This is a genomic window from Hymenobacter armeniacus, from assembly GCF_014699055.1.
GTDB lineage: Bacteria > Bacteroidota > Bacteroidia > Cytophagales > Hymenobacteraceae > Hymenobacter > Hymenobacter armeniacus.
Genome location: NZ_JACXAC010000001.1, coordinates 842,773 through 855,572, shown reverse-complemented (window position 1 = coordinate 855,572; position 12,800 = coordinate 842,773). Strand labels below are relative to the sequence as shown.

Sequence of the window (12,800 nt, the reverse complement as noted above, 5' to 3'; positions counted from 1 at the left end):
AGGCGCCAACCGAACGTTGACGAATGAGAAGATACCGTTGGATTATCTCCGCCCAATCAGCCCGCAACTGCGCATGGCTGCGAATTTTAGGCTACTTTTCGGAGTATTTGCAAAGGTAGCCATATGCCGTATAAGGAGCGCAGCATCGAGAAACAGTACTTCACCATCGGCGAGGTGGCCGCCCAATTCAAGGTGGCCGAGTCGCTGGTGCGCTTCTGGGAAACGGAGTTTGACGAGTTGCGCCCGCGCCGCAGCAAGAAGGGCAACCGCCTCTACACCCCGCAGGACATCGAGGTGTTTCGCACCATCTATCACTTGGTAAAAGAGCGCGGCTACACCATTCCTGGCGCGCGCGACATGCTCAAGCAGAAGGGCCCGCAGCTGAAAGAGAAGATTGATGTGGTGCAGAGCCTGGAGAAGGTGCGCGCGTTTCTGGTAAGCTTGAAAAAGGAAGTTGAAGCCGCCGGCAAAGCCGACCCAGACCCCACGCCTGAGGCCTAATGCTGCATTCTTCCCCCGACGACACCCTCTTCCACGAGCTGGCCCTCACGCTGCTACCCGGCATTGGCCCGCAGCTCACGCGCCAATTGATGAGCTACGGCGGCTCGGCCAAAAACGTGCTCATGATGCCGCCCGGTAAGCTCCGCCGCATTCCCGGCGTGGGCGAGGCCACGGTGAAAGCCCTCACCGGCCCCGAGCGCGAGAAGGCGTTTCGCAAAGCTGAAGCCGACCTAAAAAAAGCCGAAAAAGACGGCGTCGAAATCTTGTTTTACACCAGCAAGCGCTTCCCCAGCCGCCTCAAGCTGATTCCGGACGCGCCGGCCATCCTTTACTACAAAGGGACGGCCGACTTGAACGCGCCGAAAAGTGTGGCCCTGGTGGGCACCCGCAAAAACACCGATTACGGCCGCGAGCAAACCGAGCGCATCGTGCGTGGACTGGTGCCGCACCGGCCCCTGGTAGTGAGTGGCCTGGCCTATGGCATCGACATCATCGCGCACCGCGCCGCCTTGCAGGAAGGCCTCGAAACCGTGGGCGTGATGGCCACGGGCCTCGACCGCATCTACCCGCACACCCACCAGAAGACGGCCGAGAAAATGCGCGAGCAAGGCGGCCTGCTCACCGAATTCCCCTTCGGCACGCCGCCCGACCGCTACAATTTCCCGGCCCGCAACCGCATCATCGCCGGCCTGAGCGACGGCACGGTGGTGGTGGAAGCGGCCATAAAAGGCGGCGCGCTCATCACCGCCGAGCTGGCCCTGAGCTACGACCGCGACGTGTTGGCCGTGCCCGGCAATCTGGGCTCCGAGGCTTCGGCGGGTTGCAATGCGCTCATCAAAAGCAACAAGGCGGCCATGTACACCGAGCCACTGGACCTGGAGCAGCTCCTGAACTGGGACGCGGCCCTGCACCAGTCGGGCAAGTTCAGGGCGGTTCCTTCCTATTCGGCCGACGATTTTACGCCGGAGGAATTCGCCATTGTCACGGTGCTGGCCGCCGCGCCCGGCCGCGAGCTGCACATGGACGACATTGCCTGGCAAGCCCAGCTGGCCATTTACGCGGTGGCCTCGCTGCTACTGGGGCTGGAGTTTCGGGGCGTGGTGCGGGCAATGCCGGGGAAGAAGTTTGCGTTGGTGTAGGACAGTGTTTGTTTGCATTAAGGCAATGAAAAAACCCGTTCGATTATTGTTTATACTGCTGCTCGGGAGCGTTTTGCTGGCCAGCGGCTATGCTTATCATCAAGCAGAAGAGCAGCAAGCGGCCACACTGGCACAGCTGGCCGACCTGGAAATGCGCTTGGCAAAGCATAACCAGCAGACTGACGCAGGAATGGCCACGACGGTGCGCGCCATCAACTATTACACCCATCTCAATGCTAGCCAGCCATATGATTTGGCAGTGCTCGCCGCCAGCCAACTGATTGTGCAGCGCACCCAATCACTGGCCGATACGCTCCGGGACCTGCAACACCAGATTCGCCTAGCGTCCGGCGAAAGCCCACGCTCTGGTAGCAACAGCGGTATTAAGGCCAGTACCGCTGCGCGATTAGGCAAGCAACTGGTGAGCTACGCGGAGGTAACCTATGGCACTGCGAAGCCGCTGCTGGCAACCCTGCAGTCATTCGCCGGTGATGGTCAGTTGGCAGCTGTTTTTAGTCATCGCCAGCCCTTGCCAGTCACGTTGGCGGGCCTCAACCGGCTCGAAACCCAAGTGTGGCGCACGGGAGCCAAGGCTCTCGGCTACGTGGCGGAGAAATCCGGTCGCACCGTCGATTGGTACGACCCCATTCAGGCGTTTGCCGCGCCCGAATCGGAAACGGTAACGCCGGGCCAACTTTACCGCGCGCGCTTGTTTCTCAGAGACAACAACCTGCATTATTACTACACCAGCGTTTCCGCGAACGGTAAGGCGTTGGCCCCAGCCTTGGTCGAAGGGTCGTTGCTTACGTTGCGGGTGTCGGCCCAGTCAGCCGGCCGGGCTTCTGGGCGGGCACATTGGCGGGGCACCATTCACGCCTTGGCCTACCCCGAAGCGCACCCCTACGCCGCCGATTCGGTCTGGCAACTGACGGTCCCGTACTTCATCAATAACCCGCCAACGCCATGATTCGCCGTGCTGTCGTTCTGTTGGCTGGCGTATTGGCGTTAGTAGCAACGGGGTTGAGCTTTTATTGGCAGCATGCCCAACAAGCATGCTTGAATCAGGAATTGACGCTGCTGAGCCAGCAGCTGAACGAAACTAACGCAGAGGCTGCGCAACGCGCTGATTACGCAGTTAAATTTATGCGTTACGCCGTTGAAAAAAACCGATACCAAAACCACGAGGTCGCGATTCTCGCGGCCACCGAAGCCCTGCGCTGGCGCACCATCACCCTGCTCCGCAAAATCCATGCGTTGCGGCTGGCTGTGCTACGTGCCGCTAGCTCCGTCGATTCTTTGGTTCAGGTGCGGCCCGGCGAAACGACATGGATTGAACAGCCGCGTCATACATACCAACCGGCCTTTGATGTATTGCGTCGGCAATTGGCAATTTACGGCGACAGCCTCCACCGGCTCAATTCGGTTGACCCGACTCGGTTGGCCGTACCGTCTCATTCTACTGGTTCCCCAGCAATGGCCTTGGCCGGGCTTGCTCAAGTAGAAAACGACTTATTAGCGGCCGAGGCCCGCACGCTTCAGTACCTCACCCAGCAGGTAGGGCGGCAGGAACCGCGGGCGAAAGTGGTGGCAGTGGCCTTGGTCCAATCAAACCAGGTGGCACCGGGCGCCTTGTACTGCGCCCGCTTGCTGCTAATTAAAAGCCTTCTAAGCCCATCTATTCGCATGTATTGCAATGAGCAGCCCATTCCTATCGACAGCGACGGCGCGGGAATAGTGGGTTTTACGGCCCCGGCTAATACTGGACCAGCCGAATGGCACGGCACGATTCGCGCACGCCTTTGGGGCCGCGACACCACCTTTCAAGTACGCGTGCCCTACCGCGTGGTCCGGCGCTAGCTTTGGCCCATGCTTTTGCTCAACAACGAACTGCTGCCCGCCGCCGCCCTGCCCCTGCCCAACCGTGGCCTGGCTTTCGGCGACGGGTTCTTTGAAACGCTGATTTTCGCCAACGGCCGCCTGCGCCTGGCGGCCGGCCACCACGCCCGGATGCGGCAGGCCGCCGCCGCGCTCTACCTCGCGCTACCCGCCGCCCTGGCCACGCCCGAAGCCCTGGAAACGACCCTGGCCGGCCTCGCCCAGGCCAGCCAGCTGCCCGCCGCCCGCCTGCGCCTGCAGCTGTGGCGTGCCGGCGGCGGCCGCTACACCCCGCCCACCGACGCGGCCGAATGGCTGGCCACCGCCGAAGCTTTCGTGCCCGCCGATACGCCCATCGACAAGGCCGATTTTGCGCTCGAAACCTGCTCTGTTTATTCCCCACTGTGTTTTTGTAAAGGCCCGCAGGCGTGGCTCTACGTGCGCGCCGCCCACGAGCGGCAGCAGCGCGGGCTCGACGAAATCATTCTGTGCGATTCCGCCGGGCACGTGGCCGAGGCGGGCGCCGCGGCCATTTTCTGGCTGAAAAACGGGGTGCTGTTTACGCCCGCGCTCGAAACGGGCTGCGTGGCGGGCGTGCGCCGGGCGCAGGTGCTGCGGGCCGCGCGGGCGGCGGGCGTGGAGTGCCGCGAGGGTCTATTCAAACCCGCCGAGCTGCTGGCCGCGGAAGCCGCATTCACGGCAAATGTGGCCTCGGTGCGAGCGGTGCTGGCCATTGGCCAAGCAGTCTTTGCTCCGCCTAACCTGACGTTTTTGCACTCGGACCGTTTGTAAAGTCAACCCACTTGCAGCCTCATTGGCAGCCTACGGTCTTCAGGGATAGGCCGATGAAGGAATGCTCGGCTCCCACACTCCCGGCCTTACTGCGGCGCAAACTGAAAATGGATGGTAACGGTATCTGCCGGTATCGAAGTGGCGGCGGGGGCTTCCGTCACGTCGATGCTGTCGTCGCTTTCCGTCTCGTTTGCATTGTCACTTCGCTCCGGCACGTCGGTCACATCGACAGCAGCCGCGCTGGCCGCGCTATCGGGGCGCACGAGCATGGGCTTAAACCGCAGCTGCCAAGCCACCCGCAGCAGTTCCGCGTCGAGCGCCAGCACGGCTTTGATGGGCGGCGCGCCTGAGGTCAAGGCGCGCCGGGTAACGGAAATACTGCTCACGCGCCCGTCAGGCAGCACCGTGAGCATGGCGTAAATGACCCCACCCACCCCCGCCTTGAGGGCAAGGACCGGATACTGAATAAACTGCCGGAGGAACTGCTGAAAAATCTCCGCCGCGTCTGTCCGTTCAGCCGAATCGGCCAGGTGCCAGAAGCGGGGCAGCAAAGGCAGCGAGCCTGCCGGCGCCGGCACAGGCTGCGTGCGCAGGGCCGTGTTGGCCCGGGGCAGCGCGCGGCCGCCCTTTTGCGCGCTGGCCGCTCGGGCCAGCCCCATGACCATCGCCAACACCATAAGACCAGAAACCCAGCGCTTCATCTACTCTTCGCAATATCGAGGCTTGGCCGCCGAGCCTTTGGGTAGCGCGGGCCCGTGGCATTATACGGCCACCGGCGCCTTTATGGCCGGCCAAGGGTCATAATTCACCAGCTCAAAGTCCTCGTAGCGGAAGCCGAAAATGTCCTTCACTTCGGGGTTGATGCGCATGTGCGGCAGCGGCCGCGGCTCGCGTTCCAGCTGCAGGCGGGCTTGCTCCAGGTGGTTGGAGTACAAATGCGTGTCGCCGCCCGTCCAGATAAATTCGCCGGGCTGCAGGCCCACCACCTGCGCCACCATGAGCGTGAGCAGCGCGTAGCTGGCAATGTTGAAGGGCACGCCCAGAAACACGTCGGCCGAGCGCTGGTAGAGCTGGCAGGAAAGCTTGCCGTCGGCCACGTAAAACTGGAAGAGGGCGTGGCAGGGCTGCAGCTTCATGTCGGGCAGCTCGGCCACGTTCCAGGCCGAGACGAGGATGCGGCGGGAGTCGGGCTGCGTGCGAAGCTGGTGGATAATCTGCGCAATCTGGTCGATGTGGCCGCCGCGGCCGTCGGGCCAGGAGCGCCACTGGTGGCCGTACACGGGGCCGAGGTCGCCGTTGGCATCGGCCCACTCGTCCCAGATTTTCACGCCGTGCTCCTTGAGGTAGGCAATGTTGGTGTCGCCCTGGAGAAACCACAACAGCTCGTGGATGATGCTCTTCAGGTGCACCTTCTTGGTCGTCACCAGCGGAAAGCCTTCGGCCAGATTGAACCGCATCTGCGGCCCGAAGATGGACACGGTGCCGGTGCCGGTGCGGTCGGTTTTCACGGTGCCGGTGTCGAGGATGTGGCGGAGCAGGGCTTGGTATTGGCGCATGGAAGATGATGTAACACGAGCATCAAAAATAACGAAAGCTGCCCAGGTGGACAGCTTTCGGTTTCGTGTGAAGAACTTTCGTTTCGTGTGAAGAACTTTCGTGGGCTAAACGGCCAACTTGGCTTCATGCTTCTGAACGGCAGCTCGAATTCGAGAAGCCATACCATACAAATCATCCAGCGAAGTTATATCGACACGTTCGCCGCCTTCCACGTCGAAGAGGGTGACGTATTTCTTGCCACTATTAAAGTGTAACCGGCATATCGGTTTGCGATTATTGTCATCCAGCAATATCCCGCAGTACGATTGCACGTCTCGCATTACCATCCGGTTCACGGGAACGGTCTTTCGCAAGATGGCCCGCACAATCATGAAGCCTTCGGTTTCTTCAACAGTCGTCTCGATGTCTTTGTCCTTGCCCTCAGCATCCAAAGCACCCATAGACTCAATCGGCGGCGCTGAAGGCACATCGTTTACCAAAGGCCCTTGCCCACTGGTATCAATCATAGCCGAACGCAGGCGCATGGCTATTTTATCATTGAGAAACTGATGGAATGAGCGGTGAACTAAAATGCTAAACTGCTCTTTCAGCTTAGGCGTTAGAATGCCCTCATACACTTGTTTTGAAACAAAATTGATGAAATCAGCGGAGGGCTGAGTGAATTGTTCATCAAAATACTTCTTGAAAGCCCGCATGTATTTGAGGTTGTAGGCAGCAAAAAGCATGTCCTCAATATTAAATGCCGCTTTACTGAGTTTTTTAATCTCAGCTACATCGCCTTCAGTGAAATTGGCAAGGTCAAACTCTAAGAATGGACGTTCATCCATTTTATTGGCTTGCTCTAAATCTGTAAACAAACGATATACAAGTCCATTTGTCAGAACAGCAATTCGGGCTTCTGTGACATGAAAATACCTGAACAATTGGCTGGCATGATTAATATTTAGTTCAGCGCCAACGTGCTTGCATTCAATAAGAATAATGGGCTTACCGTCTCGCATTATGGCATAATCAATTTTCTCACCTTTTTTAGTGCCAATGTCACAGATGAACTCTGGAACCACTTCGGTTGGGTCGAAAACATTATAGCCAAGGGCATTTATGAACGGCATCACTAAGGCGGTTTTAGTGGCCTCTTCCGTTTGAATATGTGTAAGTTGCTTCTGGACTCGCGATGCCAGGTTACTTAGTTGGTCAATAAGCTCCATATATTTTGGTTTGAGTAGAAAACTAGGTAAACATAAGAATTTATTGACATTAAAAAAGCCGCCTCGTTTCCGAAGCGGCTTTTGGTTTCTTAGGCAGCGGTCTGGGCTGCGGGCGAAGGCTATTTGGCGGCAACCGTCGTTTTGGCTTCGGTTTTCGCGGCAGCGGTTTTGCCGCCTTTCATGCAGCACGAATGGCCGCCGGCCATGCTGCCTTTCATGTCTTTGCTGCAGCTGGCTTTCATTTCGGTGGTGCAGGCGGCTTTCTTGCCTTTTTTGCCGTCTTTGTCGTGGCCGTCGTGCGCGAAAGCAGTGGAACCGGCGAAAGCAAACAGGGCAAGGGCGAGCAGGGACTTCTTCATGGATAACGTTGAATTGAAGGGGTGAGGAAAGAAAAACGCGGTGGTTTCAGGCCCTAATATACGCCGGCGCGGCGCTACTTGCGGCCGGCTATTTCAGCTTTTGCTCCAGCAGGGCCACCACTTCGGCGTTGCCGCTTTCCCGTGCCATTGCCAGAGCGTCTTTGCCGTCGTCGTCTTTGGCGCGGGCGTCGGCGCCGCTGGCCAGCAGCAGCTCCACCATGGCCTTGTTGCCTTTGCCAGCGGCCGCCATCAGCGCAGTGGCCTTAAAAGCGTCGGCCTGGTTTACCTGGGCCTTGTGCTTGAGCAGCAGCTTCACCAAGTCGAGGCTGTTGTTGGAAGCCGCCGTGATGAGGTAGGTGGTGGGGAAGCCGGGCACTACTTCGATGGCGGCGTTGGGGTTGGCCCCGGCGCTGAGCAGGGTTTCGGCGGCGGCCGGGTTGTTTTTCAGAATGGCTTTGGCCAAGTCGTGGCTGGGCGTTTGGGCGTGGGCCGAAGCTAGGAGGCAGTAGAAAGCAGCAGCAAGGAATAACCCTCTTTTCATAGCATACATTAATCCTGAGTGGGAAAGTCAACCACAAAGATGCGCCCCCGCCGCGCCGCTTTCACGCACAAAAACCTTCTGCTGCTATAATTATAAGTCCTTGTTAAAAAAGTAATACGGCCCGGCCGGCTGCCTGCCCGGACTGGTTCGCCGCCCCGCCCGAAACAGCCGGCCCGCCGAAACAATTGCGGAAATCGGGGCGTTGCTGATAGCTACGCCACCCCACGGCCCCGAACCGCTCCGAGAGCCGCGGCGGCGTTGCTGATTTGAAACATGCAGGCCTGCGCGCCTGCGCGCGTCCTTCCATGCCCCTTCGTCGCCTCGCCCACCTCACCCTGCTCGTGCTGGGCCTGCTCACCGTGTTGAGCGGGTTTTTCGTCGCCCAGCTGCGTTTCAACTACAATTTCAACGACTTCTACCCCGCCGGCGACCCCGACCTGGACTACTACCAGGGCTACACCCAGCGCTTCGGCAACGACAACGACTACCTGCTGCTGGGCATGGAAGCGCCCCCCGGCCGCACCGTGTTCGACCCGGGCTTTTTGCGGCAGGTCGACTCCCTCACCCAACTGGCCCGGCGCCAGGCCTCAGTGCGCAGCGTCACCTCCCCCACCACCCTGGCCAATACCGTGGTGGAAGGCCTGGGCGTGTTTAACCTGCCCTACTTGCACCCCGACGAGCCTGCCCGCCGGGCCGACGACTCCACCCTCATTTACCGCACGCCCGGCCTGGTGGGCAACGTGTTCAGCCCCGATGCCCGGGCCGTGACGCTGGTGCTACAGCTCACGCCCGACCTCGAAAAACCGCCCGGCGACTCGCTTTTTGCGGCCCTGCGCGCGGGCATGGCCCGGCTGCACCTGCCCGAAGAGCGGGTGCACTTTGCGGGCCGCATCGTGGCGCAATCCGTGTTTGTGGACAGGCTGAAATGGGAGCTGGTGGTGTTTATGTCCTTGTCGGTGTTGTTGGTCACGGGGCTGCTGTGGCTCACGTTTCGAACGTGGTGGGGCGTGGTGCTGCCGCTGGTGGTGGTACTGGGGGCCATTTTGTGGGGCCTGGGCATCATGGCCGCCAGCGGCGTCACCATCGATTTGATGACGGCCCTGCTGCCGCTCATGCTTTTCGTGGTGGGCATGAGCGACACCATCCACATCATCAGCCGCTACGTGAGCGAGCTGGGCTACGGCGCCAGCAAGAAAGATGCCCTGCGCGTCACCATCAAGGAATCGGGCTTTGGGTCGGGGCTGTCGGCGCTCACTACCAGCCTGGGCTTTTTTACGCTGATGACCAGCACCATCAAGCCCATTCACAATTTCGGGCTGTTCACGGGCATTGCCGTCATCTTGGCGTTTGTGCTCAGCTTCACGCTGCTCCCGGCCATGCTGGTGCTGCTGGGCCGGCCCCAGCTGCGCGAGCCGCGCCGCCAGGGCCACAGCTGGGACGGCGTGCTGGGACGCCTGTTTCGCACCGTATTGCTGCGCCGCCGCCTCATTTTCACGCTCAGCGGGCTGGTGCTGGCCGCCGCCATTGGGCTGAGCACGCGGGTGCGCATCAACTCCTCGCTGCTCGATGACCTGTCGAAAAGTGACCCCGTGCGGCAGGATTTCGCCTTTTTCGACCGGCAGTTTGCCGGCGTGCGGCCTTTCGAGCTCGAGCTGAAGCCGGCGCCCGGCCGCGACATCTACGACCTCGCCGTGCTGCGGCAAACCGAGCGCATCGAAGCCTACCTTAAGGAAACTTACGGCCTGCGTTTCGCGGCCTCGCCGGTCACGCTGGTGAAATCGGTGCGCAAGGCCCTCAACGGCGGCGGCTTGGAGGCTTACCGCCTGCCCGCCGATACGCTGGAGCTGCAGCAGCTGCGCGGCAAGCTTCGACAGTTTCGCAAAAAGCCCGAGTTCAGCGCCCTGGCCCTGCCCGACGGCTCGGCCGGCCGCCTCACCGGGCGCATGTCCGACGTGGGCAGCATCCGGGCCGATGCGCTCAATGACGCGCTGCGCCGGCACCTGCGCGCCACCGTCGACAGCACGGTGCTGCGCACCCGCCTCACGGGCTCGTCCAACCTCATCGACAAAAACAACGAAAACCTGACCCTGAACATGATTCAGGGCATGGCCATTGACGTGCTGATGGTCACGCTCATCGTGCTGTTTCTGTTCCGCTCGTTGCGCATGACGGTGGTGGTACTCATTCCGAACCTGCTGCCTATCATCATCGTGGCCGGCGTGATGGGCCTGGCCGGCGTGAACATGAAGGTGAGCACCAGCATCATTTTCACCATTGCCTTCGGCATTGCCGTCGATGACACCATTCACTTCATCAGCAAGCTGCGCCTCACGCTGGGCAAAGAGCCCGACATCTTCCGGGCCGTGCGCCGCACCTACTTGCTGGCCGGCAAAGCCGTCATCACCACGTCGCTGATACTGGTGGGCGGCTTCAGCACGCTGCTGTTTTCCAAGTTCGACGGCACTTTTTACGTGGGCCTGCTCATCGGCCTCACGCTGCTGTTCGGCGTGGTGGCCGAGCTGACCCTGCTCCCGCTGCTGATACTGTATTTCTACAAGCGGCCGAAGGACCGGGCCATTTCAACGGAGGACGTGGCCGTGGGCAGCCGCTAAATGCGGTTTGAAACGATGTAGTGAAGCGTATTCGCGTCTCGGCATTTAACGACACCTTCGAACCAGTGTAGAGACGCAATATTTTGCGTCTCATCGTCCGCGCCGCAAGGAGGAATAGTGAGCAACGCTGGTGTTTGGACCTTTTGCTCACCAATTCAGGCCTCATAGTTCTGTCGCCGAGACGCGAAGACGCGTTTCTATAGTGTTTTATCTTCTCCAAAAGGCTCAAACGATGAGACGCAAAATATTGCGTCTCTACAGCCAAGACACTTAGCACCTGTCGCTGAAATGTCAAAAAGAATTGTAACTTTGAATTACAAAGTTCTTTTTAAAGACATGCAACACTTCGTAGCTCCTTCGTCCATCGTGCGCCGTATCTGGGGTTCGGCCGATACGATACTCTTCATTTTTGCCGGGGCTGCCGCTGAGTTTGCTCTGAATAAGGCGGTCGATTGGCTGTACTTCACCGGAAGGCTTCCCTCCGACCCGCTGGGCCGGCTGTTCTCTACCGTCGACTACGCCCGCCGCATCGTGTTTGCCGATCAAGCCGCGGCCGAGCAGGCCATCGACACCATTGCCGCCATTCACGGCGCCGTGGAGGCCAAGCGCGGCCACGCCATTCCGGACTGGGCCTACCGCGACGTACTGTTCATGCTCATTGCCTACTCCATGCGCGCGTTTGAAGTGCTGGAACGCCCGCTCACGGCCGCTGAGCGCGAAGAAATCGTGGAGGTGTTTGGTCGGGTGGGCCGGCGCATGGGCATTTCGGAGCTGCCCACCGGGTACGCGGCGTGGCGGCTGGCCCGGGAGCAGCACCTGGCGCAGAACACTCTGCTGAGCTCCTACACCGAGGATTTGTACCGCCAATATGAGCGGCATCTGGGCTGGGCGCGCTTCCAGCTGCTGCGCGGGGTGCAGGGCATGGTGGTGCCGCCCAGCGTGCGCGGGTGGCTGGGCCTGCCCGATGGCGCTTGGCTGCGGCCGCCGCTGGCGCTGTACCGGGCCACGAGGAGCTTCGCCCTGAGCCAATGGGCCAAAAACGCCATGCTGCCCGCCGAGTACCGCGACCGCATCAAGGATTTGGATGCGCAGCCGGCCGAGGTCACGCCCCCGCCCAGCCGCGGCAGCTGCCCGTTTCACCGAGCGGGCGCGCCTACCGGTTTGCGTCGGCGGGCCGCGTAGGGTGGGAATTTAAACCAATATTTGGGGTTGTGTGCTGTGCCGCGGCACCGGAAGTGCGGTGCGCGTGACTATTTTTACCAGTAAAAAACGGCCCATGAAAATTCCCTATTTAGCAGTTTTGCCCCGTTTGTGGCTTCTCGCCCTATTGGCCACGGCCAGCTTTTTCGCCACTTCGTGCAAGAAAGACGAACCGGAAGTGAAGGATTACAGCGGCATCGATGACGACCTCATCAAGAAATACCTGGCCGACCACAACATCACCACCGCCCGGCGCCAAGCCTCGGGCCTGTACTTCCTGCCCGTGCAAACCAACTCCAGCGCCGTGCAGGTGAAGACCGGCACTACGGTGTCGGTCATCTACACGGGCCACCTGCTCGACGCCGCCGGCACGGTGTTCGACGCCTCCTCACAGCACAACAACGTGCCCCTCTCCTTCACCGTGGGCGCCGGCCAGATTCTTGCCGGCTTTGACGAAGGGGTGGCCCTGATGCACATTGGCGACAAGGCTGAGCTGCTCATTCCGTCGGCCTTGGCCTACGGCAACCGCGCCGTGGGTAGCATCCCGGCCAATTCCGTGCTGCGCTTCGAGGTGGAAGTGGTGGACAACGCCGTGGTGGAAGACAACCTCATCAAGAAATACCTGACCGACAATAACATCACCACGGCCCAAAAGCAGGCATCCGGCCTGTATTACCTGCCCGTGCTGGCCAACCCCGGCGGGACGCCCGCGGCCACCGGCAAAACCGTGTCGGTGCTCTATACCGGCCACCTGATGGACGCGACGGGCACCGTTTTCGATGCTTCCTCGCAGCACAATAACGTTCCGATTCAGTTTGTGATAGGCAGTGGGCAGGTGATTTTGGGCTTTGATGCCGGCATCGCGCTGATGCGCAAGGGCGAAAAAGCCCAGCTCATCATTCCGTCGGCGCTGGCCTACGGGGTGCGCGGCGTGCCGCCCACCATTCCGTCCAACTCTGTCTTGCGCTTTGAAGTGGAGCTGGTGGACGTGCAATAAGCGTCCTTTCGGGCCTGAC

Annotated in this window: 13 protein-coding genes; 8 read left to right on the top strand and 5 right to left on the bottom strand. The window is 60.4% G+C overall.

Annotated features, from left to right (window positions below; genetic code table 11):
* Nucleotides 1-123: 123 nt before the first annotated feature.
* From IC234_RS03780 to IC234_RS03760, 5 genes are read left to right on the top strand one after another with little or no spacing between them, the layout of a single operon-like run.
* The gene (locus IC234_RS03780) at nt 124-501 is read left to right on the top strand and encodes a MerR family transcriptional regulator (RefSeq protein ID WP_190922488.1); all 378 of its coding nucleotides are present in this window, start codon (nt 124-126) and stop codon (nt 499-501) included.
* Nucleotides 501-1,640, top strand: a complete 1,140-nt coding sequence (gene dprA, locus IC234_RS03775; protein ID WP_190922487.1) for a DNA-processing protein DprA — start codon at nt 501-503, stop codon at nt 1,638-1,640. Before IC234_RS03780 ends, dprA begins: the two co-directional genes overlap by 1 nt.
* 25 nt (nt 1,641-1,665) lie before the next feature.
* A complete protein-coding gene (locus IC234_RS03770; protein WP_190922486.1) occupies nt 1,666-2,607 on the top strand; it encodes a hypothetical protein in 942 nt (313 codons plus the stop codon).
* Nucleotides 2,604-3,497, top strand: coding sequence for a hypothetical protein (locus IC234_RS03765; protein WP_190922485.1), 894 nt, complete (start codon nt 2,604-2,606; stop codon nt 3,495-3,497). The genes IC234_RS03770 and IC234_RS03765 overlap by 4 nt, the downstream gene beginning before the upstream one ends.
* Before the next feature lie 9 nt (nt 3,498-3,506).
* Entirely contained in the window at nt 3,507-4,307 is an 801-nt protein-coding gene (locus IC234_RS03760) for an aminotransferase class IV (protein WP_190922484.1), read from the top strand.
* 86 nt (nt 4,308-4,393) lie between these two features.
* Here IC234_RS03760 and IC234_RS03755 read toward each other — a convergent pair whose 3' ends face one another.
* The 5 genes from IC234_RS03755 to IC234_RS03735 form a co-directional block, all read right to left on the bottom strand.
* Nucleotides 4,394-5,008 carry an energy transducer TonB gene (locus IC234_RS03755; RefSeq protein ID WP_190922483.1) on the bottom strand — a complete coding sequence of 205 codons (615 nt, stop codon included), beginning with the start codon at nt 5,006-5,008 and terminating at the stop codon, nt 4,394-4,396.
* Between the two features lie 60 nt (nt 5,009-5,068).
* Entirely contained in the window at nt 5,069-5,863 is a 795-nt protein-coding gene (locus tag IC234_RS03750) for a thymidylate synthase (RefSeq protein WP_190922482.1), read from the bottom strand.
* A 105-nt stretch (nt 5,864-5,968) separates the two neighbouring features.
* The gene (locus IC234_RS03745; RefSeq protein WP_190922481.1) at nt 5,969-7,072 is read right to left on the bottom strand and encodes a type I restriction endonuclease; all 1,104 of its coding nucleotides are present in this window, start codon (nt 7,070-7,072) and stop codon (nt 5,969-5,971) included.
* 119 nt (nt 7,073-7,191) lie between these two features.
* Nucleotides 7,192-7,431 (bottom strand): hypothetical protein, encoded by a 240-nt coding sequence (locus IC234_RS03740; RefSeq protein WP_190922480.1) that lies wholly within the window; start codon nt 7,429-7,431, stop codon nt 7,192-7,194.
* 88 nt (nt 7,432-7,519) lie between these two features.
* Complete coding sequence (locus tag IC234_RS03735) at nt 7,520-7,972, bottom strand: ankyrin repeat domain-containing protein (protein ID WP_190922479.1); 453 nt, start codon at nt 7,970-7,972, stop codon at nt 7,520-7,522.
* A 305-nt stretch (nt 7,973-8,277) separates the two neighbouring features.
* On the opposite strand from IC234_RS03735, the gene IC234_RS03730 reads away from it, so the two are divergent.
* The 3 genes from IC234_RS03730 (at nt 8,278) to IC234_RS03720 (ending at nt 12,781) form a co-directional block, all read left to right on the top strand.
* Entirely contained in the window at nt 8,278-10,584 is a 2,307-nt protein-coding gene (locus IC234_RS03730; protein WP_190922478.1) for an efflux RND transporter permease subunit, read from the top strand.
* Between the two features lie 336 nt (nt 10,585-10,920).
* Entirely contained in the window at nt 10,921-11,766 is an 846-nt protein-coding gene (locus IC234_RS03725; protein ID WP_190922477.1) for an oxygenase MpaB family protein, read from the top strand.
* Nucleotides 11,767-11,893: 127 nt separating this feature from the next.
* The gene (locus tag IC234_RS03720; RefSeq protein WP_190922476.1) at nt 11,894-12,781 is read left to right on the top strand and encodes an FKBP-type peptidyl-prolyl cis-trans isomerase; all 888 of its coding nucleotides are present in this window, start codon (nt 11,894-11,896) and stop codon (nt 12,779-12,781) included.
* Nucleotides 12,782-12,800 lie beyond the last annotated feature (19 nt).